This is a genomic window from Paucibacter sp. Y2R2-4 (assembly GCF_025717535.1).
GTDB lineage: Bacteria > Pseudomonadota > Gammaproteobacteria > Burkholderiales > Burkholderiaceae_C > Paucibacter_A.
This window is the reverse complement of record NZ_JAJIRO010000001.1, coordinates 1,301,948-1,326,499: the sequence shown is the minus strand read 5'-3', so window position 1 is coordinate 1,326,499 and position 24,552 is coordinate 1,301,948. Positions and strand designations below refer to the sequence as shown.

Below are 24,552 nucleotides of genomic sequence, written 5' to 3'. Positions count from 1 at the left end.
TTCGCTCACGGAGTGATCGTTGTGGCCTTTTTATCAAATGCCAATGAGTTGGAGGTATTGTTGATTTGTATTGTTGCGGCTGTTCCAGAGAAGTTTACTTTTATTGGCATTTGATTGCAGTCTTCTCTCACTATCGTCAGGCTCGCAAACTCCTTGCTGGCTGATGCTACATTGAATCGCGCTTGATATTGGGTGGGTTGACTAACCTCAGGCGCTACCGGGAATCCTGAGCTCAATGTAAAGGATCCGGTCGGTCCAAAATTCTCAATGCACGCCGATGCCGGTGAATTCACAATTTTAATTGTATTGCCAACTTTGGTGAATTCAGTTGGTGCGTTAAAGTTGAGTTCCCATTTGCGGGCCGTTGCGCTGGTTGCCCAATCATAGATTAACAATAACTTAGCCTTGCTGTTGTAGCTTACCGTGCGAACACTCGCCGAAAGCAAAGGGCTCCAAGCCTGCGACGTCGGATTTTTCCCACGATAGGCTAGAGTAGCGTCGCCGGTGACGGTCGTCCAGTCGCCGAGGGTTTGGGAACTAATTAACTCACCGCGCGGGTCTGAGGAGAATACCGGATTGCCAGGTTTTACCGGATCATTCGTTGGCTCCGCTTGCCCAATTCCACCATCGAAAGTCAACGCGTTTTTAAATCGTGTAGCGCGTGTAACCGCCAAATGGTGAGGCGAGGCGAAGTACGGGTAATACCCGCCCGAGATAAGAATGTCTCGACCTTGTGAAACGAAGTTGAACGAATTTTGATCAGCGTGAGAGTGATTTAAACTTCCCATTCGACTGGATTTGAAATACAAACTTGAGCGATTTGAAGAAGTAGCTGATGAGTGGATTGCCACCAATCCAGCATCGCGAAATTCACTGACGAGTTGTGTTGGTGCTGCCGCAGTCGCTTTTGTCAGGCCTTCACCCAGAATGAAGAAGTGCAGTGGACTGATGGCTGACGACCGATTGATGTTGGAGGGTTTTGCCCGCCAATACCATTCGTATGATGCTTGTCCCATCATTGCTGCGTACAGTCGGAAGTTATCAAAGCTGTAGGCGTCGTACATCTGTGGTGTTTCTACACCGTCGCCAAAAGAATTTCGAAGATTTGTGTTGGCCGGAGTAAAGGCGACAAAGAATTCTCCTGCTCGCTTGACTGGTTCCCATTTGCTCAGATCAACTCCAGTAATTAACCTCGCCGTTGCCAAAGTTTGAGGTAGTACTGAGAAGTCATACCAAGCGTAGGTGTTCCCATTGCCATATCCCCCATCGCTTCCTGCCCAACTGCCTGTGGTTGTTACCCAAAGTTCCCAGACTGTTTCTAGCCAGGCGCGAGCTTCTGGTATTTCACTGCGCCCACTGCAAAGCATCAATGCTTGAACCAAATGGTGCAACGATGCAAGCTGATGTGAGTCGTAGGGCACGCCGTCAAGACTGTTTATATTGGCTATGACCTGAGATATGCGATCTTTAAGAGCATCGGCCACTGTCACCCGCTCAACAGGACTAAGCTTGGGGCCAAGGTAATCAAGGCCTTTGGCCAAAGCTACATAAATGATTCTGTTAGCTTGGTCGGCATTTGCTTCGCTTGAATCTCCCCGTGTAGGCACAGCTGCGAGAGCAAGTAGTCGCGCGATGGCGGCCTGCTCATACGCTGATTTACCAGTAAAGTTTGATGAAATTGCAAGTATTTCTAAAGCACTTGCATCGGCGCTGGCAGCATCTTGAAGTGCCCGAATGCTAGCTACGGATGCGGTAGTGTATTGACCGTTTACGGGTTGAATTGATCGGGGTAATTTGTTTAAAGACGGGCCTGCTGAACTAAATTCTCGGGCTGCTTGCGCGTTGTATTCCATATAGGCCGCAGCATATTCGCCGGATGAGGCTAATTTCCCAAGGCTTGCATATGTGCTGCCCACAGGAATTAGTCGGGGGCTAGGCTTTTGGGCAGCCTTCGTGGCAACAACTGCTCCGCTAGGTAGTAGGACGCCAGATGCCTGCGGAGTGATATTGAATCTCCGCCATCCGCTTGACTGGGGTTTCCCAAGGCTGTCTATGAAAGTCACTTGCCATTGGTAAGCGCCGGCACTCAAGGGCAGGTCGTGCAGGTAAATCCGCGGGATTGGAGTGCTGCGCGTAAGTACAGCTTCGCCTGAGGCTTTCTTGAGCACAAAAGACCAAGGCTTGTTGCGGTCGCGATTCTCAGGCTGTGGCCAAACAAATACCGGAGTTGAGACGTTGACAGCTTGGCAGTCTGCGGGGAGAAGTCGACGGTAAGTCCAAGAAATGGTGTCGACGAAGTCTGACTGTAGTGCGGCGGTGCAATTTGCGGCTGCCGCGGGTGTGGGCGAGATGGTGGCTTTGATCGGCGAGGTGACGACCGCGTTCACTACTGAAGGGGCGGGCGGGGTAGGTGCAGGCGTTGGCGGTGCAATCAAAGGCGGCAAGTTGGGTAGCACCTGTGAGGGCCCAGTCGCCACAATTCTGGGTGCCACTGCGGCTGTTGTGGTGGCTGTAGGAGCCGCACTTGGTGTTGGCGTTGCTGGCACTAATTTGCTAGTGACAGCTGCAGTCGGAGCGGCGGCGTTGATCGCTGGGATGGGCTCGGCTGTTTTTGTGGCCGCTGCTGCCGGATTGGGTGTGGCAGCTATCTTGGTGTTGGTGTCGAGCGTTTTCGCGGCTAGAGCTTGGGCGTTTGGTCCACTGGCCGCCCCGTTTGATCCCAATGCGGAGGCTGGTGCCTCTGGCACTGATGCGGCTGATTGGGCCGGCTCCGAGGCGCTTGGCGCTGCAGCTATTGCCCCCGATGCTTCACCACTCGGTGCGATTGCCGCTATGGACCTATCGGTACCGCTGTCACTTCCCGCTCCGCCGCCGCAGGCGCTGATAACCGTGCAGACAGTTAGAACATTGATCAAGGGTGTAACTCGACGGAGCTTGAAAGGGGGCTGGTACTTCATGATGCTGGACGACTCGCTGGCTACTACCTTGCACGGCGCAGTCCATGGTTGGGGCAGCGAGCTCATCTCATCCGCTCACCAAGGGTTAGGCCGTAAGGGCATTGTCGGCATTTGCTGCTTTGGCTTTAGTGATGGAAATCTCAGATCGCCACGTCAATATGCAAGCAATAGAAACAATGGTCGGCGTTGGGCAGGCCAGGCGGTTCATGCGAAGAGCGTGCAGGCAATCGAGCCGTTCGGACTCAAAAAAGGGCTACAGCAATACATGCTGTAGCCCATTCGGTGGTCTTTGAGCGTTGCCGGGGCCTGCGTTTGGCCCTAGCCTTTTTGACGCCACTCTTTCAGCATCAAACCAAAAAACGCCACGTCGTCGATAAAGTAGCGCTTGAACATGCGACGCGGTTCTTGCAGGAAGCGGTAGAACCACTCGAAGCCGGTTTTTTGCATCCAAACAGGCGCGCGTTTGACCTTGCCAGCCGCGACGTCAAAAGTACCGCCCACGCCCATGGCGAACGGGATCTTCATTTGTGACTGGTAGGCCCCCAGGAACTGCTCTTTCTTCGGCGAACTGATGGCGACAAAGAGCAGGTCCGCTTTGGCTGCGGTGATTTGCTCCACCACGGCCGCTTCTTCTTCGGGCTTCCAATAGCCATTGCGGTATCCCGCAAACACGAGCTTTGGATATTTGTGGCTGTAGATGTCTCGCACCCTGGAAACGATCTCCTCCTTGGCGCCCAGCAAATAGACTCGCCAGCCTTTTTCGGCAGCGCCCGCCATCAGGGCTTCGAACAAATCAACGCCTGCCACACGCTCTTTCAAGGGCTTGCCGAGCAGGCGCGAGGCCCAGACGACGGGCATGCCGTCGGCATTGATGAGCGCGCAATCGTTGATGATTTGCCGCAACTCTGGGTCATGTTGGGCTTTGACCAATTTATCGACATTGACGACCACATGCTGATGAGGCTTGCCGCTGGCGATGAAGCCTTCAATGGTCTTCACCGTTTCAGCCATGGTCAGGTTGTCGATGGTGCAACCCATCATCTGGATGCGTGGCCGGCTCATACCAGCTTCTCAGCCAAGATCTTCACGATCCGCTCCGCCGACTTGCCGTCCCACAGGGCGGGGCGACGACCACGTTTGCCGCCGTTTTTGATGGCGTCCATGGCCAGCGGGATGATGACATCGGGGTCGGTGCCGGCCAGCACATTGCTGCCTTCGTCGACGGTTATGGGGCGCTCGGTGTTCTCGCGCATGGTGATGCAGGCCACGCCCAGGGCGGTGGTTTCTTCTTGCAGGCCGCCGCTGTCGGTCAGCACCACGACGGCGTCTTTCCACAGGTGCAAGAAGGACATATACGCTTGCGGGCCCATCAGGGTGACGTTGGCGCCGAGGTCGACGCCGAACTTCTCAATATTGGCGCGAGTGCGTGGGTGTACCGGGAACACCAGTGGCAGCTCTGGCGAGACGGCGCGCAGCACGGTGGCGATGCGCTCCAACGCTTCGGCGCTGTCCACATTGCTGGGGCGGTGCAGGGTGACGACGCCGTAGCGGGCGTGCTGACGCTTGTAGGCGTCGGTTTCATAACTGCTGGTGTCGGCGGTTTTGCTGAGCTTGTCGGCTTGGTAGAGCACGTTGTCGGCCATCACATGGCCAACGTCGTACACCACATTCATATCGCGGCCTTCGCGCTTCAGGTGCTCGGTGGCGCTGGGCTCGGTGACGAAGAACCAGTCGGTGATGGCGTCGGTGACCAAACGGTTGATTTCCTCGGGCATGCTCATGTCGCCGCTGCGCAGGCCGGCCTCAACGTGGGCCACCGGAATGCAGGCCTTTTTAGCAACGATGGAGCAAGCGGCGGTGGAGTTGACATCACCAACCACCAAGCAAGCGGCGGGTTTGTCGGCGGCGACCAGGGCCTCGTAGGCCACCATGATCTTGCCGGTTTGCTCGGCGTGGCTGCCGCCACCGCAACCCAGGCGCACATCGGGGGCGGGGATGCCGAGTTCTTCAAAGAACACATCGTTCATATCCCGGTCGTAGTGTTGACCGGTGTGAATGATTTTCCAGGCCAGGCGCCCGTCGGCCTGCAGCGCTCGCACGATGGGCGCGATCTTCATGAAGTTGGGGCGTGCGCCGGCGATCAGGTGAATGCAAGGCTGGGTCATGGGCTGGTGTTCTCGCAAGGTGCGGATGCCTGCATGGGCATCAGGTTGTTGTATAGGTTGGTCTTTCCTCTTAGAGGTCCATTCTATGGGGGGCTTGTGTAGGCTTGATGGCAATGACAAACCTGCCTGCGTGATCGGCTTCACGGCGTAGGGGCGAGCTTGTGTGCCGACAGCGGGGTCGCAGTCATGCTTCTCGGCGAGAATGCCGGGCTGCGACACCCCATGGCGTTGCACAGGGCAGGCGGGCGAAAAAAGACAAAGCCCATGAACCAGGAGATTGCGTGAAAGTTCTCGTTACCGGCGCGGCCGGCTTTATCGGCATGCATGTCAGCCAGCTCTTGCTGGCCCGCGGCGACCAGGTGGTCGGCCTGGACAATCTCAATGATTACTACGACCCACAACTCAAGCATGACCGCCTGGCGCGCCTGACGCCGCTGCCGGGCTTTAGCTTTGTGAAGATGGACGTGGCCGATAAAGACGGCATTGCCCAGCTGTTTGCCTCCGAGAAGTTTGACCGCGTGGTGCACTTGGCGGCCCAGGCCGGGGTGCGCTACTCGATTGAGAACCCGCACGCTTACATCGAGAGCAATATCGTCGGCTTTACCAATATCTTGGAAGGCTGCCGCCACAACAAGGTGGAGCACTTGGCCTACGCCTCCAGCTCCAGCGTGTATGGCGGCAACACCTTGATGCCTTTCTCCGAGCATCACAGCGTGGACCATCCGGTGAGCTTGTACGCGGCCACCAAAAAGGCCAATGAGCTGATGGCGCACACCTACAGCCATTTGTTCCGCCTGCCGACCACCGGCCTGCGCTTCTTCACCGTCTACGGCCCCTGGGGTCGGCCGGACATGGCCTTGTTCTTGTTCACCAAGGCCATCATTGAGGGCAAGCCCATCAATGTGTTCAACCACGGCAAGATGATTCGTGACTTCACTTACATCGACGATATCGCCGAAGGTGTCGTGCGCGTCCTGGACCGTGTGGCCACGCCCGAGCCCGGCTATGACCCGGTGAAGAGCGACCCGGCGCATTCCGATGCGCCGTACCGCGTCTTCAACATTGGCAATCACGACCCGATCCAGCTGATGGGCTTCATCGAAGCCATTGAAAAGGCGGTGGGCCAAGAGGCGCAGAAGAACTTCATGCCGCTGCAAGACGGCGATGTGCCCGCCACCCATGCAGACGTGGAAGAGCTGGCCGCCTGGACCGGATTCCGCCCCGCCATGCCGGTGCCTGACGGCGTGGCCAAGTTTGTGGCCTGGTACCGCGAGTACTACAAGGTCTGATTTGCTTGGAGTGACACGCGGCAAACGCCGCGTCGTCGCTCAAGCCAAGTTCAAGCGGGCTGCTTGTCCAGCCACACCGCCAGCCCCTGGGCATTCAATTCGATGTCCATGGCCAATAGGTCTAGTTGCGCCTGCTCAGGCAGGGGGCAGCCATGGGCTCGCAGACTTTGCAGATAGATTTCTTGCAAGCCGAGCTTGAGTTGCGTATGGCGCTCGCTTGCGCTGCGCAGCGCAAGGCCTAGATCCTCCATCTGCTGCACCTGCCCCAGCAGCAGCGTGGCCAAACGCTGCACGTCTTCTGCGTTATGGCCAATGCGGCCGTAATGCGTCAACAACATGGACTGCGGTGCGTAGCTCAGCAGGCGCTGCACGGAGGCGCGCAAGGCCTCGGGCTCGAACTGCACCGGCGTGCTGGTGGGCAAGAGCCAGGCTCGACCGTCTTGATCAAACTCCCGGTAGCTCAGACCAAAGGTGTCGCCAGTGAACCAGGACTGGCTGCGAGCATCCCAAATGCAATGGTGATGGCGAGCGTGGCCGGGGGTGTCGATCAACAAGAGCGGCCGGCCGGCCAGGTGAATGGTTTGCTCATCAAAGCTGGCCTGCGCTCGCTCCGCCGGCACCGGCTGCAGCTCACCGTAAGAGCGCTGCATTTCCTCGGCGCCATAGACCGCCAAGGCGCCCTTGAACAAGGCCGAGGGGTCGATCATGTGCCGCAGGCCGCGCGGATGCACCAAGACTTGGGCATGGGGCAGAGACTGCATCAGCAAGCCGACGCCGCCGGCATGGTCCAGGTGCACATGGGTGGGGATGACCCAGTCGACACAGTCTGGCGTCAGGCCCAGCGAGGCCAGGGCCGCCAAGAGGCGCGGGACCGCGTGGTTGGTGCCGGTGTCGATGAAGGCGGCACGCCCTGCCTCAACGATCAGGTAGGCCGCATCAAAGCGCGGGCGCTGAAAACCGGTATCGATGGCGTAGATGCCTTCGCCCAGCGGTTGGAGAAAGTCCTCGGGAATATGGTGCACAGGGCGGCTCCTTAGAATCCCTCGCACGATAGCTCAGAGGGCAGATGATGGCCGTACATGAAATCCTGAAGATGGGCGATCCGCGCCTCTTGCGCGTGGCTCAGCCGGTGACTGAATTCGGCACGCCGGCCTTGAAGGCCTTGATCGCCGATATGTTTGAAACCATGAAGGCGGCCAACGGCGCCGGCTTGGCGGCACCTCAGATCGGCGTGGATTTGCAGCTGGTGATCTTTGGCTTTCAAAGCAATGAGCGCTACCCCGAGGCGCCGCCGGTGCCGCCGACGATTTTGATCAACCCGCTTGTCACGCCCTTGTCGGATCAGCAGGTCGAGGGCTGGGAGGGTTGCTTGTCGGTGCCGGGCTTGCGCGGCGTGGTCGATCGTTTTGAGCGCATCCGCTACAGCGGTTTCGATGAAATGGGCCAGCTCTTTGAGCGCGAGGCCGAGGGCTTTCATGCCCGCGTGGTGCAGCACGAATGCGATCACCTGCAGGGCCTGCTGTACCCGATGCGCATCAAGGACTTCAGCCGTTTTGGCTACACCTCGGTGCTGTTCCCGGCGCTGGACCCGAACGTCGACGACTGAGCCTCTCGGGATCCCTCTTTAGAGGGGAGCCGTGCAATAGTTTGTAAAGCTGGTCGGCGCGAACGAGGGCCTGGGCGTTGAACTCCACGGAAGGAGCTTGCCATGTTTGCTGCCGCTTGGAATCAACGAATCGCCTCTTGGGGCCGAGGCTTCGCGCTAGCTGTGGGCCTTATTGGCCTTGCGGGCCTGTTGGGCCTGGCTGCCCCCAGCGCTTGGGCCGACCCGCCGACGCGCGCGGGCCGTGTGGCCGAAGTCACTGGGGACGCTTGGCTGTTTGATGCCGAGACCAAGGAGTGGGTGCGTGTCACCCGCAACCAGACGGTGGCGGAGGGCGATCGCCTGCGCACCGATGAGCGATCTCGCATCAGCCTGCGTATTGGCTCCACCAGCTTGTGGTTGGACGAGCGCAGCGACTTGGAGTTCACCCAACTGGACGAAGGCCGCGTGTTGCTACAAGTGGCCAAAGGTGATTTAGGCCTGCGTTTGCGCTCGCAAGAAGCGGTGAATGAATACAAGGTTCTGACTCGTGAAGGCACGGTGTTTGCAGAGCGCGAAGGCCTGTACCGGGTTGAGCAACTCGATCGCGGCAGCCGTGTTTACGCGATGCAGGGCCGCAGCCGCTTCGAATTCAAGCGTGGTGAGCAAAGCCAGCCGGTTTGGCTGCAAGACGGTGAACAGGCCGAGTTCTGGTGGGCCGGCGGCCCGCGCACCGAGCGCCAAACCTTAAGGGGTGATGGCTTTGGCGACTGGGTGATGGCGCAAAGCCGTGCCGAAGGCGACATCTTTGCCTCCGGGGTCAGTCAACGCTATGTTTCGCCAGAGATGACCGGCGCTGAAGATCTTGATCGGCATGGCCGTTGGGAGCAGTCGCCTGAGTACGGCAATGTTTGGATCCCGACCGTGGTGGCGGTGGGCTGGGCGCCATACCGCCATGGTCGTTGGGCTTGGTCACGCCATTGGGGCTGGACCTGGGTGGACGACGCGCCCTGGGGCTTTGCGCCTTTTCACTATGGGCGTTGGGTCAGCTGGGGTGGCCGCTGGTGCTGGTCGCCAGGTGTGTATGTGAGCCGACCGGTGTATGCGCCGGCCCTGGTGGCCTGGGTGGGCGGGCCGTCGGTCAGCATTGGCGTCACGATTGGCGGAGCACGTCCCCCGCGCCCTCATTACGGCTGGTACCCCTTGGCGCCGCGTGAAGTCTATGTGCCGCACTATCAGCACAGCCCGGCCTACAAGCATCGCATCAATATCGACCCCGATCCGGTCACAGTGCGGCGGCCGCGCAGCAATTTCGAGGTGCCCGGTGCCGTCAGCTATTTGCCGGGGCAGGGCGGGGCTGTGCAAGCCATGCCGGCCAAGGAAATCGGTCCGGCACGGCCGCTGCCTGCGCCTCCCGCTCGGCAAGAGCTTGCTACCGCGCTGCCGGTTCGCCCGGTGACTGAAGCTGTCGCCCCGCAACGCCCTGCGCCCGATATGGCTTGGCGCAGCGAACAGCTGAGCCGACGTGAGCGTGAACGTGAGCGTGACCGCGATCAGCCTCGGCCGGGAGCCGGGGCGGTAGAGGCTGGGCCGCAGCGCCCTGGCGCTGTGAGCACTCAGGCTGCGCCAACGGCCCCGACGCCGCAGGGCCTGGCTGTGATGCGCGACGAGTCGCGGGAGCGCCAGGACCGAGTGGAGCGGCTGGAGCGTGCGCAGCGTGTTGAACGCGAAGAGCGTGAGGCGCTGGCAAGGCGCGCATCGGAGCGAACCTCGGATCGTGCAGCGGACACTGGCCCGGATCGCAATATGGGGCCGAGCCGTAACCCTGGATTTGAGCGGCCCATGGAACGATCGGCTGAACGGCAAGTGGAACGCCAAGTCGAGCGGCCCAGGGCGATGGAAATGCCCTCAGCGCCTCAGATGCCGCGACCCCAAGCCGAGCCGGCCCGCCCGCAAGCTCAGGCCCCTCAGCCACGCGCTGAGGATGCTGGCCCCAGGCGCGGTCGCGCCGAAGACTCCGCTCGTCCTAGCGGTGAGCGCCGTCGTGGCGAAGCTGAGCGCTGAGCTTGAGACTTAGTTCTTGAGCAGTGGCTGCAAGGCAGGCCAAACCTGATCCAGCATGATGGGATGGGCCTTGGCCAAGGGGTGGATGCGATCGGCCTGAAACCAGTCCATGGCATCTGGCCGGTCGGCCACGCCTTTCAGCAAGAAAGGCACCAGGGCCGTCTTTTCTGCCTTGGCCACTTGTTCGAACAGGCCGGCAAATTCGCGGCCGTAGCTGGCGCCATAGTTCGGCGGCACCTGCATGCCCGCAATCAAGACCTTGGCCCCGGCGGCCTTGGCGGCTTGGCTCATCGCCAGCAAGTTCTCGCGCGTTGAGGCGAGCGGCAAGCCGCGCAAGGCGTCATTGCCGCCCAGCTCGATGATGACGATGGCCGGCTTGTGCTGCTGCAGCAGCGCTCCCAGCCGAGCACGGCCGCCTGCCGTGGTATCGCCGCTGATGCTGGCGTTCAAGACCTGATGGGGATGCTTCTGCTCGCGCAGTCGCTGCTCCAGCAGAGCCACCCAGCCTTGACCGCGTGACAGCCCGTACTCGGCTGACAGGCTGTCGCCCACCACCACGAGCAAGGGCGCGGTTTTGGCCGCGGTGGCCTGGGCAAGACCTGACCCGGTGCTGGTGAATACGGCCGCTAGGGTCAAGGCGCTAAAGTAGGCGCCACAATCTCGTCGTCTCAGTGTCTTCACCAGGGTTCCCGTTCAATGGCAGTCAATATTGTTGAAGTCGATCAGGTCAGCAAACGCGTACAAGACGCGACCGGCGAGTTGACGATTCTCCACGACATCTCTTTTACCCTGGCGGCGCAGGAATCGGTGGCCATCGTCGGAGCTTCGGGTTCCGGCAAGAGCACCTTGCTGGCAATTCTGGCCGGCTTGGACACGCCCAGCAGCGGCACGGTCCGTCTGCGCGGCCAAGACCTGTTTGTGCTGGACGAAGACCAGCGTGCCGCCGTGCGCGGTGCCGAGCTGGGTTTTGTGTTCCAGAGTTTTCAGTTGCTGCCCAATTTGACGGCTTTGGAAAACGTGATGCTGCCGCTGGAATTGCGTGGTGACCGAGATGCGCGGGCCCTGGCCACGCAGATGTTGGGGCGCGTGGGGCTGTCGCAGCGTTTGAGCCACTACCCGCGGGTGTTGTCCGGCGGTGAGCAGCAGCGTGTGGCGCTGGCGCGCGCTTTTGTCATGCGGCCCGCTTTATTGCTGGCGGACGAGCCCACCGGCAGCTTGGACTTTGCCACCGGCGCAGCGGTGATGGAGTTGATGTTCGAGTTGAACCGCGAGGTGGGTACGACCTTGGTCTTGGTGACGCATGACATCGGCATCGCGCAGCGTTGCCAGCGGCAGTTGCGCATCGAGGCCGGCGGTTTGGCCGCCGAAGTTGTCGACGCTACCGGTGTCTGAACACCAGAAGGCGATATTGCGGGCGGCTATCGACGACGGCGCAGCCGCCGCCAGCGCTCGCCCTTGATGACGGCCCACCAGCCAAAGTAAACGAGCAGATAGGCCAGCGCGCCCAGCACCAGGCCCGCGAGCGGCAGGCCGATCAACAGCGGCTCCCCCAGCGACTGGATGCCGGCCCAAAGCGAGGGCCACCAACTGGCGGGTTGGGCCCAGTCAATCGCCAGCATCTCCGGCGTGGCGATCGGGCCGGTGTGGCCTGAGGCCATACGGCCCAGCGCTATCGCCAAGCTCCAGATCGGCACCAAGGTGAAGGGATTGGTCAGCCAGGTCGCTGCAATCGCCGCCGCCACATTGGCGCGGCAAACGATGGCCAGTAGGGCAGCCAGCACCATTTGCGTCGGCAGTGGGATCACGCCAGCAGCCAGCCCGACCGCAACGCCCAAGGCCACACGCCGGCGATGCGCCACCCACAGCCAAGGCCGCGGGGCCAGATAGTGCCCTAACCACTTCAAGCCCTTGGTTTGAGCCAAGGTGTCGGGGTGCGGCAGTATTCGACGAGCCAGGCGGGAAGCAGACACGCGAAATGTCCTTGGGCTATGCAATCAAAAAAGAAACCCGCGCCGCCATCAAAGGCGCTGCGCGGGTTGGCAGTACGAGCTAGTTGAGGGTGGCCTCGTGTTCGACAAGACGCGGCCCTCAAATAAACCGTCCAAAGGCTCGGAGCATCGAGCCAGCAATACGCCGGCTCGCTGCCCTCGAGGCTTTAGTTGGCGAACTTGTAATCGGTCTTGGCCTTGGACTTCAGCTCTTGCTGGAAGCTGCCGACCTTTTGTTGGTTCAGGCGCTGCACGATCTGCGCCTTGACATCGTCAAAAGCGGGGAACTGGGCTTCGCGGGTGTCTTCCAGCTTGATGATGTGATAGCCGAACTGCGACTTGACCGGCTCTTGGGTCATCTCGCCCTTTTGCAGCTTGCTCAGCGCCTCGGTGAATTCCTTCACATAGCTGTTGCCATTGGCCCAATCCAGATCGCCACCATTGGCGGCCGAGCCGGGGTCCTTGGAGTTTTTGGTGGCAAGGTCTTCAAACTTGGCGCCGCCCTTGATCTGAGCGATCAAGGCCTTGGCTTCGTCTTCCTTTTCCACCAGGATGTGGCGAGCACGGAATTCTTGGCCGCTGTTCTGGGCCTTGAACTTGTCGTACTCGGCCTTGGCATCGGCATCGCTCACCGGGTTCTTCTTGGCGAAATCGGCGAACAGCTCACGAATCAGAATGCTCTGACGGGCCATTTCCATTTGTGCCTTGTAGTCGGCGCTGGCAGGGATACCGCGCTTTTCGGCTTCTTGCAGGAAGATCTCGCGCAGCACGACTTCGTCCTTGACCTGGGCTTCCAGCTCAGGCGTGCGCTGCTGCTGGCCACTCTTGGTGACCTGGGCAATCAACTGCTCGGCGCGGGCCTTGGGCACCGGCTTGCCATTGACGATGGCGATGTTTTGCGCACTGGCCAAGACGGGCAGCAGGGCGGCGGACAAGGCCACAACGGCGAACAAATTCTTCTTCATGGAGATGGCGCTTTATTGGGCTAAAAAAATGGCGCCTGTGAGGGCGCTTAAGGGTAAGTACGTGGAGCGGATTTGCTGGGCTCAGGCTTCTTCCGGCGCGCGGGCATCAACCGCCAGCGCATGGATGCCTTGCTGCATCAACTCTGCCAAGCAATGATATACGAGCCGATGCCGTGCCACTCGGTTAAGCCCTGTAAAGCGGGCGCTGACGATGCTCAGGCTGTAGTGGCCGCCTTCTTTGGCGCCAGCATGGCCGGCGTGTTGATGGCTGTCGTCTTGCAGCTTCAGCAGCGTGGGTTCTAGGCTGGCGCGCAGCCGGGCTTCGATCTCAGCCAAGCTGGCCTTGGGTGTGCTTGTCGGTGTACTTGCGGGTGTGGTGCTCATGGCTTGCTGCCTTCTTCCTTGCCTGCGGCTTCGTCCTTGGCGGGCAGCTCGGGCAGGTGCCGGCTTAGGTAAACGCCTTGAGCTACGGTGAAAACCAAGATCAAGCCAGTGGTGCCGAAGGCTTTGAAGTTGGCCCAAGCCGACGTGGAGTAGCTGTAGGCCACATAGATGTTCAAAACCCCCATGAAGGCGAAGAACAGCACCCAAGCCCGGTTTAGGTTTTGCCAGACTTCGGTGGGCAACTCGAGCTCGGCGCCCAGCATGGTCTTGATCAAATTCTTGCCCCAGAAGGCTTGCGAGGCCCAGAAGGTCAAGGCCATGGCCCAGTACAGGCCGGTGGGCTTCCATTTGATGAAGGTCTCGTTGTGGAACCAGATGGTGGCGCCGCCCAGGGTGACCACCAGGCCCAGGCTGATCCACAGCATCAGATCGATCTTCTTGCCTTGCAGCTTGATGACCAGGGCCTGGGTCAGCGTGGCCAGCATGACGACCAAGGTGGCGAGCAGAACTGGGCCTTCTTCCAGGCCCACCACGCCGCCGGAGACCATGAAACCGAAGTGCTCGCTGGCGAAGGCTGAAGCCCATTCCTTGTGCGATTCCGCGTATTTGAAGGTGCCAAAGAACAGAATCAGCGGCAGGAAATCGAGAAAGAGCTTCATTCGGGGCGTCTAGAAAATGGGGTCGGCATGAGGTATGAACACGCGCAAATTCGCGCTTGGGCGATCTTGACCCACATAGCCCTCAGGGTTCGGAGCCGAAGTCTATCGCAGCCGAGTTAATGCAAAAGCGCTCGCCCGTGGGCTCGGGGCCGTCGGGGAAGACATGGCCCAAATGTGAGCCACATTGATTGCAGCGCACCTCGACCCGAACCATGCCGTGCGACTGGTCGACCACTCTCTCGATCACCTCACCATTGATGGGCGCCCAGTAGCTGGGCCATCCGCAGCCGGCGTCGAATTTGGTGTCGGGCTCGAACAGCGGCGTGCCACAACCCACGCATTTGTAGAGGCCGTTCTTTTCAAAATGGTCCCAATACTTGCCGCTGAAGGCGCGTTCGGTGCCGGCGTGGCGGGCCACTTGGTATTGCATGGGGTCCAGTTCGGCGCGCCACTCGGCGTCGGTTTTCTGAACCGGGTATTTTTTGTTGCTTTCACTCATGATGAACAGCTGACCTCTAGGGTTTGCGCCCAGTCGGGCGGGAGCGCGGCATCGCTGGGCCGCTCAGGTTCGTCGAAGGGATGCTGCAAAACTTTCAGCAAACGTTCGGTTTCGCTGAAATCACCTGCTCGAGCCTGGCGAATCGCCACCTCGGCCAAGTGATTGCGCAAAACTACCGCCGGGTTGACGGCGCGCATGCGTGCAGCGCGTTCGGCATCCCTGCTGTTCTCCGCCTGCAACCTTGCCTGGTAGCGCTGCAACCAAGCGCCTAGGGCTTCTCGGTCGATGAAAAGGTCGCGGAGCTGGGCCGGGTCTTCGCTTGGAGTCAGGGCGCTCAAGCGTCTGAAGGACTGGGTGTAGTCGGCGCGCGAACTGGCCATGAGCTTCAGCCAGTCGTCGATCAAGCTGCGGTCGTCCTGCTGCTGCATTTGCAAGCCCAGCTTGGCGCGCATGCGACTGAGCAAACCTTCAGCGAACTCGGTTTTGTAGGGCTCCAGCGCTTGCAGCAAGGTTTCGCCCGCCGCCTCTGGCGCACCAGGCATCAAGGGCATGAAGGCCTGGGCCAGTGCATGCAGATTCCAAAACGCCATATTGGGCTGGCGCGCAAAGGCATAGCGGCCTTGGTGGTCGGAATGGTTGCAAACATGGCCAGGGTCAAAGCCGTCCATGAATCCGAAGGGGCCGTAATCCAGCGTTAGGCCCAGCATCGACATATTGTCGGTATTCATCACCCCGTGGCAAAAGCCCACCGCCTGCCAATCGGCCATCAAGCGAGCGGTCTGTTTGGCGATCTTTTCCAGCAAGGCGGCATAAGGCGACTCTGCTTCTTGGCATTCGGGCGCGTGCAGCTGGATGAAGAAGTCCGCAAGGCGGCGCAACTCGGCGTGCTGGTCGGAATGCGCAAAGTGCTCGAAGTGGCCAAAGCGGATGAAGCTGGGCGCGACGCGGGTGACGATGGCGGCGGTTTCCAGGCTTTCGCGACGGACCGGCAGGCGGCTGGCGGTGAGGGCCAGCGCGCGCGTGGTCGGAATGCCCAGGCCGGCCATGGCTTCTGAGCAAAGAAACTCGCGGATTGAGGAGCGCAGCACCGCGCGGCCATCGCCCATGCGGGAATAGGGCGTGAGCCCGGCGCCCTTGAGTTGAATCTCCATCGGCCCTTGCGGGGTGGCCACTTCGCCCAGCAGATGCGCGCGTCCATCGCCCAATTGGCCGGCCCAAACGCCAAACTGATGGCCGCTGTAAACCGTCGCCATGGGCTGCATGCCGGGCCATAGCGTGTTGCCGCTGAAGACTTGCAGGGATTGCCAGTCTTCGCGCTGCCACCAATCCTGCGGCCAGCCGAGTTGCTCGGCACATGCCGCGCTTTGGGCAAGCCATGTCGGCGCGGGCATGCCTTGCGGCGCCAACTCGGTGAAAAAGGCGGGCCCCAAGCTTGCAAAACGGTTCAGCCAAGGGCTTGGCGTGGCAAGGTTGTCGGCTTCACCTGAAGCCGTAACGATCGCTGGGGAAATGTGCATCGCGGCAGTGTAGCGAGCGCTCCTCGGCCTTGTAGGCACTGGGGTATTGCGCGATTGAGGGCTGCGCTGGCCCGGCTTTGAATAATGGCCAATTTGCGCGGATGGCGTCCAGCGGCGCAGCGATGTGAATTGTTGACGCCCGAATGGCCAATCTGCGGCGCGGGGGCGACAAGTCGCCGCCTATACTTTTCGGCTGCCATCGCTGGCCAGAGTTGCTCAGGCTTGGCGTCCGTTTTTTTGACCTTGTTCACTGGACACGATGAAACCCTTCTTGCTCAAAAGAATCGCTCCCAGCCTGCTCGCCGTCAGCCTCTTGGCCGCTTGCGGCGGCGAGAGTTACGACAAGTTGATGAGTTCCGCCAAGACCTTGCTGGACAAGGGCGACAGCAAGGCCGCGATCATTCAGCTGAAGAACGCGCTGCAAAAGAGTCCCGAGGCCGGCGAGGCGCGCTACCTCTTGGGCAAGGCCTTTTTGGATGTGGGGGACCCGCGCTCGGCCGAGGTGGAGTTGCGCAAAGCGATGTCGGCTAAGTACGAGCCAGCGCGCGTGGCGCCGGCTTTGGCGCGGGCTCAGCTGGCGCTGCAGGCCTTCAAGCCGATGATTGAAACCTTTGGCGAGACTCAGTTGGAGGATGCGGCAGCACGGGCTGATCTGCAGACCTCGCTGGCAACTGCCTATTTCAGTACCGGCGCGCCGGAAAAAGCCAATGCCGCATTGGAGCAGGCCTTCAAGGCGGTGCCGGACTTCACCCCGGCGGTGTTGTTGCAAGTGCGCCTGAAAATGCGTGATGGTGATGTGCCGGGTGCGCTGCAGGCGCTGGACGCCTTGCTCAAGCGCGAGCCCAAACAGGCCGAAGCCTGGCGCATGAAGGGCGATGTGGTGCTGGGCAGTCTGAAGTCGGGCAGTGCCGGCTATGAGGCCAAGGACGGTGTGGCGGCCTATCGCCAAGCGCTGCTCTTGAGCGCGACTGATGTGGGCGCGCACGCCGGCTTGTTGAATCACTCGATCGAGAACGGTGACTTTGAAACCGCCGCCGCTGATCTTGAAAAGCTCAAGCAAGCTTTGCCCCAGGATCCGCAGACCCATTACTTCGATGCGCTTTTGTCTTACTCGCGCAAAGACTATGCGGCGGCCAAGGCGCCCGTGCAGCAGCTGTTGCAGCTGGCGCCCGAGAGCCCGCTGGCTTTGCAGTTGGGCGGTGCGATCGAATATGAACTGAAGAATTACAGCCAAGCGGAAGAGTGGCTGGCCAAGGCTTTGAAGCTGGCGCCTAACTTGTCAGCGCCACGGCGCATGTTGACGCAGATTTATCTGCTGAACTCCAGCCCTGCCAAGGCGGTGGCCGCGATTCAACCGTTGCTTTTGAACGGGGCCCCGGACGCGCAGGTTTATTCCTTGGCCGGCGAAGCCTATCTGCAAAACGGTGACAGCAAAAAGGCCGAGGGCTATTTCGCACAAGCCGCCAAGCTCAACCCCAAGGACAGCCGCAGCCGCACACAGCTGGTGCTGGGCAAGGCGAACAATGCCAAGGCCGACGAGGTGTTCGCGGATCTGAAGGCCATCTCGGACAGCGACCCGAGTTCGGTGGCCGATATCGCCATCATTCGTGCGCATCTGCAGCGCCGCGAATTGGACAAGGCGCTCGCGGCCATTGATGTGCTGGAGCGCAAACAGCCGAAGCGGCCCATTGCTGCCAATTTGCGGGGCTTGGTACAGCTGGCGCGCAAGGACACGGCGGGCGCTCGCCAGAACTTTGAGAAGGCCTTGAGCCTGGACCCCGGTTTTTATCCGGCTGCCGCGCTGCTGGCCTCGCTGGACATGGCCGACAAAAAGCCCGATGCCGCCAAGGCGCGCTTTGAGACGCTGTTGAAGGCTTCGCCCGACAACGTTAAGGCGCATTTGGCCCTGACCGAGTTGAAGGAACTGGGCGGCGCCAGCAAAGAAGAAGTGGCTGGCTTGATCGAAAAAGCCATCAGCATGAAGCCCACCGATGCGGCGCCACGCGTCGCTTTGGTGGACCACCATCTGAAACACAAGGACTTGAAGGCCGCTCAGATCGCCGCACAAAAAGGCATTGCGGCTATGCCGGAGGCGCCGGAGTTGCTGGAGGTGCAGGGTCGGGTGCGCATGATGGCGGGTGAATACAACCAAGCCACCGAATCCTTCAATGCCTTGGCGCGTGTGATGCCTCGCTCGCCCATGCCGCATATGCGTGTGGCCGAGGCTTATGTGGCGCTGAAGAACCTACCTTCGGCCACGCAGAGCCTGAAGCGAGCATTGGAACTGGCGCCAGACTACTTGGCGGCGCGCAAACGCCTGGGTGAGGTTCAATTGGCTGCGGGTGACTACAAGGGGGCGCAGGCCACGGCCGCCTTGATGCAAAAGCAAGAAGCCGGCAAGGTTGCGGGCATGAGCATGGAGGGTGATGTGCGTGCAGCCCAGAAGGATTGGGGCGGAGCCGCCACTCAATACCGGCAAAGCTTGGCCGCAGCGGGGCCGGATGCCAATGCTGACCTGACGGCAGCCTTGGCCAGCAAGCTGCATCACGCTTTGGTGCAGGTTCCCAACAAGGCGGAGGCCGACAAGTTCGCCGCCACTTGGGTCAAAGATCACCCCAAGGATGCGGTCTTCAATTTCTATTTGGGTAGCGAAGAGTTGCGATTGGGCCAGTTGGAGTCGGCAGAGTCCCGTTTTGCCGTGGTTTTGAAGCTGCAGCCCGAGAGCTCACCCGCTTTGAACAATATGGCCTGGTTGCTGATGAAGCAGGGCAAGCCGGGTGCTTTGGCCCTGATCGAGAAGGCCAACCAAATTAGCCCTAAGCAGCCGGAGTTTCTCGATACCTTGTCCTTGGTGTTGGAGGCAGAGAAGCAACTGCCGAAGGCCGTTGCGGCTCAAGTTCAGGCGCTGGAGTTGCAGCCAGAGAACCATGAGATGCGTTTGCGCTTGGCCAAGCTGTACTTGAAGGCCGGCGATAAGACGCAGGCCAACACCGAGTTGCAGCGTCTGGCCAAAGCGGGCAAGCAATTCGGCGGCCAGGCCGAGGTGCAGCAATTGCTGCGTTCGCTCTGATCCAGGCCTTAAATCGGCGCTTGGCTGGGGCTTGAATCCGACTGCAGCCAGGCCTTGATTTGGCGCGTGACCTGAGGGTCCTTCAGCAGCGCCATATGGTTCATGCCGTAAAAGACTCGCTGCGCTGACGGCGCAAAAGCGAGCGTGCGGCGCGGGTCTGAGTGTTCACCCAGTGCGCTGTGCAATGGGACCAGACCATCGCCGATCAGTTGATTGGCCAGACTTGCGCGTTTGCTCGCCAGCGTGGCTGCGATGGCAAAGCAGTTCACGCCTTCAGGCAATGGCGTGATCACACGCGAGTCGGCCTTGCGTTGAAAACGGTCGCTGCCAGACCAGTCTTCATCTCGTACATAGCCATGGCGTAAGTCGGTGATGCCCGCGCTGCGCAGTTGGCCGAGTTTGGCCAGCGGGGCAGTAAAGGGGGTGCTGCCCAACAAGACATCGATCCAATTGCCTGCGCGCTCCAGCGGTGCGCCGTGGTGGGGTGTGCCCAGGAAGACGACGTTCTTCAGTTGCTCGAGCCAGTTCAAGCCCTGCTCTGTCGCGATCTGACAAGCACTGCGCGCCAGCAGGCCACCCATACTGTGGGCAATGATGCTGATTTCTTCCAAAGGCACGGGCCAGTTGTCCTTCAGCGTCTGCAGTTGCTGCGCCAACTCACGGCCGTTTTGCGAGGTGTGCAAGCCCGAGTTGTAGCGCAGATAAAGCGGGCAATAGCCCAGCGCTTTGGCCAGCGTTGTGCCCGGGGCGACCGCCTGGCCCGGGTGTGGACCGGCCCACTGCAATTCGTTCATGCACAAACCGTGCACCCACAACAAGACCTTATTCTGTGCAGGCAAGTCTTGAGGCGGCTGATGCCAGTCCAGGGCTTGCCCCTGCCAGCGCAGGCTCATCTCGGTGGCCAGAGGGTTGTGGCTGGCGCGCAGGTGATCGCCCATCACCCCGTTCAGTGCTGCAAGCCAAGCCGCGCGTTGCGGTGTTTCTTCGTCGATGGCGGCACCGGGTTCAGGCTTGAACAAAGACTCGACGCCGCTTAGCGTGATGTCCAAGCCGCGTCCGACCCAGTGATTGACACCACGGACACTGCGGTAGGCCAAGCCGGTGAGGCCACGAGCTTGGCCAGGCTGAGGGCCGCCCGGCAGTCCGAAGCGGTCCCAGATCGATTGGTGTACCCCTTCAACCATGCGTGAGACGCCAGCGGTAGCCTGTGTAGCCAGCTGCGCGATGCCGCGCAGGTCCGAGGGCCGCAGGTGCCGGGTGCGTTTCTTCGGGGGAGGTGCAATCATCGCGTTGGCGCCCAGGTTGAAAGCTCAGCAAGCTCGGGTGATTGTGGGGCCACCGCTTGCGATGGGCCCCCGCCACTTGCTAGGGGCTCCGGTCTATTCTCAAGCCGCTAGCGCTGCCAGCGGTCCCTGCTTCATCACGTCAGCAAGGTCAGCAGCGCAAAGCTGGACAGCACCAAGGCGATGCTGCTGATATTGAGGATGGCCAGCACAAAGGTTCGCAGCAAGGTGCTCCACCACCGGGCTCGGTAGACGCGGTGCACAGCGATCAAAGGGTAAAGAATGGCCGCTATCGCCGCGATGGCCGACAACGGCTCCCAGTTGATCAAGAGCAGCAACATCATGGCGAACCAGAAGGCGTGCAGGTGCAGCGCAAAAATCATGTGTTCGGTGTAGTGCAGGCCTTTGTCCCAGAACAGCAGCTTCAGCCACACCGCGAAACAAGGCAGCAAGATAAACATCGTGGCGCCCAGATTGTTGAGGGCGCGTTCGGTCAATTGCACCATCTCCTTGCCCAGACTGACGTGATCCAAAGTGAGGCGACGTTCGAGCCGCTTGCACATGCTTTCGGGGAGTTTTTCGCAAAAAAACTCCCCGTCCTTCATGCCGGCTTTGAGTCCCCATAGGCCGCCAATCTGGATGTTTTTGGTGTCGCCGTTTTTCAAGTCGATGGCGCGCGAGGAGCTTGTTTTGTCGATGACGGGCGCTTCGGCTTCGATCTTTTCGCTGGTCACCACACGCAGGGTCAGAAGTGCCAGCACGCTGATCGTTAGGTAGAGCCGCAAGGGCAAGACATAACGTCGCCGCCGACCGGCCATGTACTCCAAGGTCAACTGACCCGGCAGCAGCAAGAGACGCCAGAGCGTGCGCCACAAGGCCCCTTCGGTCGAGATATAGGCGCCGCCGAGTTGCTGAATGAACTCCAGCAAGCTGGGTGCGCGCAGCTTGGACTCCTGTCCGCATTCACCGCAGTACTTGGGGCGAGGCTCTGCGAAGGTGGTACCGCAATTGGGGCAGGCGGGGGGGCTATCGACGAGCAGGGGGGCTTGACTGGCGGGCATGGCGCATTGTCGAAGCAAACCGGCGGCGCATCTTCCCTGCCACAGAACTTGCTGTTTCATGGCCGCTACACACAGTACGGCTAGGCTGTGAGGAATTTTGGTCAGGCCGTGCCTTGCCCTTCAGTTTCGAGCAGTTCGAACTGCCTGGAGGGTTACCATGGCGCCATCCAGCAAAGGGAATTGAGCAATGAAGGTTACCGCCATTGGCACCGGTTATGTGGGTTTGGTTACCGGCGCATGTCTGGCCGAAATGGGCAACCATGTGGTGTGCCTGGATGTCAACGAAGAGAAGATCCGCGTGCTGAATGCCGGCGAGATTCCCATCCATGAGCCAGGGTTGCTTGAGATCGTGCGGCGCAATGTAGCGGCCGGCCGTCTGCAGTTCACCACCAATGTCGATTTGGCGGTTCAGCATGGCACCATCATGTTCATTGGCGTCGGAACGCCACCGGATGAAGATGGGTCAGCTGACCTGCAGTACGTGTTGGCAGCTGCGCGATCGATTGGCGCCCGCATGACGGATTACAAGGTCATCGTGGACAAGAGCACTGTGCCCGTGGGCACGGCCGACAAGGTGCGTGCAGCGGTAGCGGACGAGTTGGCCAAGCGGGGTGCTGATGTGGCCTTCTCGGTGGTCTCGAATCCTGAGTTCTTGAAAGAGGGCGCCGCGGTTGAAGACTTCCTGAAGCCAGATCGCATCATTGTGGGCTCTGATGATGAGCAGGCGACCTTGTTTATGCGGGCTCTTTATGCGCCGTTCACCCGTAACCACGATCGCATGATCGTGATGGATCTGCGCAGCGCCGAGTTCACCAAGTACGCCGCGAATGCAATGCTGGCCACTCGCATCAGTTTCATGAACGAAATGGCTTTGTTGGCCGAAAAGGTCGGTGCTGATATTGAGCTGGTGCGTCGAGGGATTGGATCAGACCCTCGTATCGGTTACAGCTTTCTTTACGCGGGCGCGGGCTATGGCGGCTCTTGCTTCCCCAAGGATGTGAAGGCTTTGGTGCAAGCTGCGCAAGGGGAGGGGATTCCGCTGCGTGTGTTGACTGCCGTTGAAGAGGCCAATGAACGGCAGAAACTGCTCTTGGTCGACAAGGTGGTGGCGCGCTTCGGCGCCGATCTGAAGGGTCGTCACTTTGCAGTCTGGGGCTTGGCCTTCAAGCCCAATACCGACGATATGCGTGAGGCCCCGGCCTTGGTGATTTTGCGTGAATTGCTGGCCCGTGGTGCGACAGTGGCAGCTTATGACCCAGTGGCCATGACCGAAGCTCGGCGAATTTTGGGTGACACCCAAGGTCTGCGCTTCTGCGAGCGCGCCGAACAAGTGTTGGATAGCGCAGATGCCCTGCTGCTGGTGACTGAATGGAAAGAATTCAAGAGCCCCGACTTTGAAACCATCAAGGCCAAGCTCAAGCAGCCCGTGGTCTTCGATGGTCGCAATCAATACGAGCCTAGCTTGATGAAGGCGCTCGGCATCGAACACTACGGTATTGGGCGAGGCTTGTTGCCGCAATGAAGGCAGTGGAGGCGCGCTGCTGCGCGTTTGCTACTTTGCGGTGATTCAGGCCTGATGAATCGAGCGCCAACTGTTCAGGCGACGCTTGGTTTTTCGAGCGAGATTCAGTCGAAGACGCGAGCATCGGCTAGCAAGGCAGCCTTGGCATCTTTGTCTGCCAGCAAAGGGGGCACGCCGGTGCTGGGCCATTGGATGCCAATGGCCGGATCGTCCCACTTGACCGCGCCCTCGCAAGCGGGGGCGTAATAGTCGGTGGTTTTGTAGAGGAAGTCGGCGGTTTCGCTCAGCACCAGGAAGCCGTGCGCGAAGCCCGGTGGAATCCAGAGCTGCTTGTGGTTCTCGGCGCTCAGCTCCACGCCTTCCCAGCGTCCAAAGTTAGGGCTGGAACGACGGATGTCCACCGCCACATCAAAGACCGCGCCGCTGACTACGCGCACCAGTTTGCCTTGCGTGTGTGGCGGCAACTGGAAATGCAGACCACGAAGCACGCCGCGCGCCGAGCGCGAGTGGTTGTCTTGCACAAATCGGATGTCATGGCCCACCGCCTTGTTGAAGGCGGCTTCATTCCAACTCTCGGTAAAAAAACCTCGGGCATCGCCAAAAACACGGGGTTCGACGATCAAGACTTCCGGCAAAGAAGTGGGTGTGATTTTCATCAGAAAGCTTGTTCGGTAAGCAGACGCTGCAGATACTGGCCGTAGCCGTTCTTGGCCAGCGGTTTGGCCAAAGCGGCGAGTTGCTCGGCATTGATCCAGCCTGAACGGAAGGCAATTTCTTCCGGACAAGCAACCTTCAATCCTTGGCGCTTTTCAAGTGTGGCAATGAACTGCCCGGCTTCGAGCAGGCTGTCATGCGTACCGGTGTCCAGCCATGCATAGCCGCGCCCCATGATTTCGACTTGTAGCTGGGCTTGGCGCAGGTATTGCGCATTGACGTCAGTGATTTCCAATTCGCCGCGCGGGCTGGGCTTGATTGCCGCGGCAATATCGCAGACCTGCTCGTCGTAGAAATACAAGCCAGTGACCGCGTAATTGCTCTTGGGCTGGGCGGGCTTTTCTTCGATGGACAGGGCGTTTTTATGCTCGTCAAAAGCAACCACGCCATAGCGCTCGGGGTCGGTCACATGGTAGGCAAAGACTGTCGCTCCGCTAGTTTGATTGTTGGCCGCGCTCAGCAGCCCTTGGAAGTCATGGCCGTAAAAAATATTGTCGCCCAGCACCAAGGCGCTGGGAGCGCCATCGATGAAGTCCCGGCCCAGGATGAAGGCTTGCGCCAAGCCGTCGGGACTGGGTTGCACGCAGTAGCTGATGTTCAAGCCCCAGCGATGGCCATCGCCGAGCAAGGCTTCAAAGCGAGGCAGGTCTTGCGGCGTGCTGATCAACAAAATGTCTCGAATGCCGGCCAGCATCAAGGTGGCCAAGGGGTAGTACACCATTGGCTTGTCATAGACCGGCAGCAGTTGCTTGCTCAGGGCCAGAGTCGCCGGGTGCAGACGGGTGCCCGAACCGCCGGCGAGGATGATGCCCTTGCGTGGTTTCTTGCTCATA

22 protein-coding genes are annotated in these 24,552 nt (G+C 60.2%); 7 read left to right on the top strand and 15 right to left on the bottom strand.

What is annotated here, in order from left to right:
- Positions 1–5 precede the first annotated feature (5 nt).
- Positions 6–1,916 carry a heparinase II/III domain-containing protein gene (locus tag LNV06_RS05725; RefSeq protein WP_505190982.1) on the bottom strand — a complete coding sequence of 637 codons (1,911 nt, stop codon included), beginning with the start codon at positions 1,914–1,916 and terminating at the stop codon, positions 6–8.
- Between the two features lie 433 nt (positions 1,917–2,349).
- Between LNV06_RS05725 and LNV06_RS05720 the strand changes: the two genes are divergently transcribed.
- Positions 2,350–3,231 (top strand): hypothetical protein, encoded by an 882-nt coding sequence (locus tag LNV06_RS05720; protein ID WP_263537245.1) that lies wholly within the window; start codon positions 2,350–2,352, stop codon positions 3,229–3,231.
- A gap of 44 nt (positions 3,232–3,275) precedes the next feature.
- Here LNV06_RS05720 and LNV06_RS05715 read toward each other — a convergent pair whose 3' ends face one another.
- Both LNV06_RS05715 and wecB read right to left on the bottom strand, forming a co-directional pair.
- Positions 3,276–4,019: a WecB/TagA/CpsF family glycosyltransferase gene (locus LNV06_RS05715; protein ID WP_263537244.1), complete on the bottom strand. Its 744-nt coding sequence runs from the start codon at positions 4,017–4,019 to the stop codon at positions 3,276–3,278.
- On the bottom strand, positions 4,016–5,122 hold the full coding sequence (gene wecB / locus LNV06_RS05710; protein ID WP_263537243.1) for a non-hydrolyzing UDP-N-acetylglucosamine 2-epimerase: 1,107 nt from the start codon (positions 5,120–5,122) through the stop codon (positions 4,016–4,018). The genes LNV06_RS05715 and wecB overlap by 4 nt, the downstream gene beginning before the upstream one ends.
- A 281-nt stretch (positions 5,123–5,403) precedes the next feature.
- On the opposite strand from wecB, the gene LNV06_RS05705 reads away from it, so the two are divergent.
- Complete coding sequence (locus LNV06_RS05705) at positions 5,404–6,411, top strand: NAD-dependent epimerase (RefSeq protein ID WP_263537242.1); 1,008 nt, start codon at positions 5,404–5,406, stop codon at positions 6,409–6,411.
- A gap of 50 nt (positions 6,412–6,461) precedes the next feature.
- On the opposite strand, the gene LNV06_RS05700 is transcribed toward LNV06_RS05705, so the two are convergent.
- Positions 6,462–7,433 carry an MBL fold metallo-hydrolase gene (locus tag LNV06_RS05700; RefSeq protein ID WP_263537241.1) on the bottom strand — a complete coding sequence of 324 codons (972 nt, stop codon included), beginning with the start codon at positions 7,431–7,433 and terminating at the stop codon, positions 6,462–6,464.
- A gap of 47 nt (positions 7,434–7,480) precedes the next feature.
- Between LNV06_RS05700 and def the strand changes: the two genes are divergently transcribed.
- Positions 7,481–8,017, top strand: coding sequence for a peptide deformylase (gene def, locus LNV06_RS05695; RefSeq protein WP_263537524.1), 537 nt, complete (start codon positions 7,481–7,483; stop codon positions 8,015–8,017).
- Between the two features lie 102 nt (positions 8,018–8,119).
- Complete coding sequence (locus LNV06_RS05690) at positions 8,120–10,057, top strand: DUF6600 domain-containing protein (RefSeq protein WP_263537240.1); 1,938 nt, start codon at positions 8,120–8,122, stop codon at positions 10,055–10,057.
- 9 nt (positions 10,058–10,066) lie between these two features.
- Here the strand turns inward: LNV06_RS05690 and LNV06_RS05685 are convergent, their stop codons facing one another.
- Entirely contained in the window at positions 10,067–10,693 is a 627-nt protein-coding gene (locus LNV06_RS05685) for an arylesterase (protein ID WP_263537239.1), read from the bottom strand.
- Positions 10,694–10,753: 60 nt separating this feature from the next.
- Between LNV06_RS05685 and LNV06_RS05680 the strand changes: the two genes are divergently transcribed.
- Positions 10,754–11,449, top strand: coding sequence for an ABC transporter ATP-binding protein (locus LNV06_RS05680; protein ID WP_263537238.1), 696 nt, complete (start codon positions 10,754–10,756; stop codon positions 11,447–11,449).
- A 26-nt stretch (positions 11,450–11,475) separates the two neighbouring features.
- Here LNV06_RS05680 and LNV06_RS05675 read toward each other — a convergent pair whose 3' ends face one another.
- The 6 genes from LNV06_RS05675 to LNV06_RS05650 all read right to left on the bottom strand — a co-directional run bounded on the left by LNV06_RS05675 (position 11,476) and on the right by LNV06_RS05650 (position 16,069).
- Positions 11,476–12,027, bottom strand: coding sequence for a DUF2062 domain-containing protein (locus LNV06_RS05675; RefSeq protein WP_263537237.1), 552 nt, complete (start codon positions 12,025–12,027; stop codon positions 11,476–11,478).
- A gap of 185 nt (positions 12,028–12,212) precedes the next feature.
- Positions 12,213–13,010: a peptidylprolyl isomerase gene (locus LNV06_RS05670; RefSeq protein WP_263537236.1), complete on the bottom strand. Its 798-nt coding sequence runs from the start codon at positions 13,008–13,010 to the stop codon at positions 12,213–12,215.
- Between the two features lie 81 nt (positions 13,011–13,091).
- Positions 13,092–13,394 (bottom strand): BolA family protein, encoded by a 303-nt coding sequence (locus LNV06_RS05665; protein ID WP_263537235.1) that lies wholly within the window; start codon positions 13,392–13,394, stop codon positions 13,092–13,094.
- On the bottom strand, positions 13,391–14,053 hold the full coding sequence (locus LNV06_RS05660; RefSeq protein ID WP_263537234.1) for a septation protein A: 663 nt from the start codon (positions 14,051–14,053) through the stop codon (positions 13,391–13,393). The genes LNV06_RS05665 and LNV06_RS05660 overlap by 4 nt, the downstream gene beginning before the upstream one ends.
- A gap of 82 nt (positions 14,054–14,135) precedes the next feature.
- Entirely contained in the window at positions 14,136–14,552 is a 417-nt protein-coding gene (gene msrB, locus LNV06_RS05655; RefSeq protein WP_263537233.1) for a peptide-methionine (R)-S-oxide reductase MsrB, read from the bottom strand.
- Complete coding sequence (locus tag LNV06_RS05650) at positions 14,549–16,069, bottom strand: protein adenylyltransferase SelO (RefSeq protein WP_263537232.1); 1,521 nt, start codon at positions 16,067–16,069, stop codon at positions 14,549–14,551. Before LNV06_RS05650 ends, msrB begins: the two co-directional genes overlap by 4 nt.
- A gap of 259 nt (positions 16,070–16,328) precedes the next feature.
- On the opposite strand from LNV06_RS05650, the gene prsT reads away from it, so the two are divergent.
- Complete coding sequence (prsT, locus tag LNV06_RS05645) at positions 16,329–19,139, top strand: XrtA/PEP-CTERM system TPR-repeat protein PrsT (RefSeq protein ID WP_263537231.1); 2,811 nt, start codon at positions 16,329–16,331, stop codon at positions 19,137–19,139.
- Between the two features lie 8 nt (positions 19,140–19,147).
- Here prsT and LNV06_RS05640 read toward each other — a convergent pair whose 3' ends face one another.
- Together LNV06_RS05640 and LNV06_RS05635 are read right to left on the bottom strand one after the other, a co-directional pair.
- Complete coding sequence (locus LNV06_RS05640) at positions 19,148–20,425, bottom strand: esterase/lipase family protein (RefSeq protein WP_263537230.1); 1,278 nt, start codon at positions 20,423–20,425, stop codon at positions 19,148–19,150.
- A 134-nt stretch (positions 20,426–20,559) separates the two neighbouring features.
- Entirely contained in the window at positions 20,560–21,483 is a 924-nt protein-coding gene (locus LNV06_RS05635) for a DUF3667 domain-containing protein (protein ID WP_263537229.1), read from the bottom strand.
- 187 nt (positions 21,484–21,670) lie between these two features.
- On the opposite strand from LNV06_RS05635, the gene LNV06_RS05630 reads away from it, so the two are divergent.
- Positions 21,671–23,005 (top strand): UDP-glucose dehydrogenase family protein, encoded by a 1,335-nt coding sequence (locus LNV06_RS05630; protein WP_263537228.1) that lies wholly within the window; start codon positions 21,671–21,673, stop codon positions 23,003–23,005.
- A gap of 104 nt (positions 23,006–23,109) precedes the next feature.
- On the opposite strand, the gene rfbC is transcribed toward LNV06_RS05630, so the two are convergent.
- Both rfbC and rfbA read right to left on the bottom strand, forming a co-directional pair.
- Positions 23,110–23,661: a dTDP-4-dehydrorhamnose 3,5-epimerase gene (rfbC, locus tag LNV06_RS05625; RefSeq protein WP_263537227.1), complete on the bottom strand. Its 552-nt coding sequence runs from the start codon at positions 23,659–23,661 to the stop codon at positions 23,110–23,112.
- Positions 23,661–24,551: a glucose-1-phosphate thymidylyltransferase RfbA gene (gene rfbA / locus LNV06_RS05620; RefSeq protein ID WP_263537226.1), complete on the bottom strand. Its 891-nt coding sequence runs from the start codon at positions 24,549–24,551 to the stop codon at positions 23,661–23,663. The genes rfbC and rfbA overlap by 1 nt, the downstream gene beginning before the upstream one ends.
- Position 24,552 lies beyond the last annotated feature (1 nt).

What these genes read in the sequence shown, in the direction of transcription:
- prsT (WP_263537231.1), top strand. Translation starts at nt 16,329, where the DNA reads ATGAAACCCTTCTTGCTCAAAAGAATCGCTCCCAGCCTGCTCGCCGTC.
- LNV06_RS05660 (WP_263537234.1), bottom strand. Translation starts at nt 14,053, where the DNA reads ATGAAGCTCTTTCTCGATTTCCTGCCGCTGATTCTGTTCTTTGGCACC.
- rfbC (WP_263537227.1), bottom strand. Translation starts at nt 23,661, where the DNA reads ATGAAAATCACACCCACTTCTTTGCCGGAAGTCTTGATCGTCGAACCC.
- def (WP_263537524.1), top strand. Translation starts at nt 7,481, where the DNA reads ATGGCCGTACATGAAATCCTGAAGATGGGCGATCCGCGCCTCTTGCGC.
- LNV06_RS05680 (WP_263537238.1), top strand. Translation starts at nt 10,754, where the DNA reads ATGGCAGTCAATATTGTTGAAGTCGATCAGGTCAGCAAACGCGTACAA.
- LNV06_RS05670 (WP_263537236.1), bottom strand. Translation starts at nt 13,010, where the DNA reads ATGAAGAAGAATTTGTTCGCCGTTGTGGCCTTGTCCGCCGCCCTGCTG.
- LNV06_RS05650 (WP_263537232.1), bottom strand. Translation starts at nt 16,069, where the DNA reads ATGCACATTTCCCCAGCGATCGTTACGGCTTCAGGTGAAGCCGACAAC.
- LNV06_RS05665 (WP_263537235.1), bottom strand. Translation starts at nt 13,394, where the DNA reads ATGAGCACCACACCCGCAAGTACACCGACAAGCACACCCAAGGCCAGC.
- LNV06_RS05635 (WP_263537229.1), bottom strand. Translation starts at nt 21,483, where the DNA reads ATGCCCGCCAGTCAAGCCCCCCTGCTCGTCGATAGCCCCCCCGCCTGC.
- rfbA (WP_263537226.1), bottom strand. Translation starts at nt 24,551, where the DNA reads ATGAGCAAGAAACCACGCAAGGGCATCATCCTCGCCGGCGGTTCGGGC.
- LNV06_RS05630 (WP_263537228.1), top strand. Translation starts at nt 21,671, where the DNA reads ATGAAGGTTACCGCCATTGGCACCGGTTATGTGGGTTTGGTTACCGGC.
- LNV06_RS05690 (WP_263537240.1), top strand. Translation starts at nt 8,120, where the DNA reads ATGTTTGCTGCCGCTTGGAATCAACGAATCGCCTCTTGGGGCCGAGGC.
- LNV06_RS05715 (WP_263537244.1), bottom strand. Translation starts at nt 4,019, where the DNA reads ATGAGCCGGCCACGCATCCAGATGATGGGTTGCACCATCGACAACCTG.
- wecB (WP_263537243.1), bottom strand. Translation starts at nt 5,122, where the DNA reads ATGACCCAGCCTTGCATTCACCTGATCGCCGGCGCACGCCCCAACTTC.
- LNV06_RS05720 (WP_263537245.1), top strand. Translation starts at nt 2,350, where the DNA reads ATGGTGGCTTTGATCGGCGAGGTGACGACCGCGTTCACTACTGAAGGG.
- LNV06_RS05640 (WP_263537230.1), bottom strand. Translation starts at nt 20,425, where the DNA reads ATGATTGCACCTCCCCCGAAGAAACGCACCCGGCACCTGCGGCCCTCG.
- msrB (WP_263537233.1), bottom strand. Translation starts at nt 14,552, where the DNA reads ATGAGTGAAAGCAACAAAAAATACCCGGTTCAGAAAACCGACGCCGAG.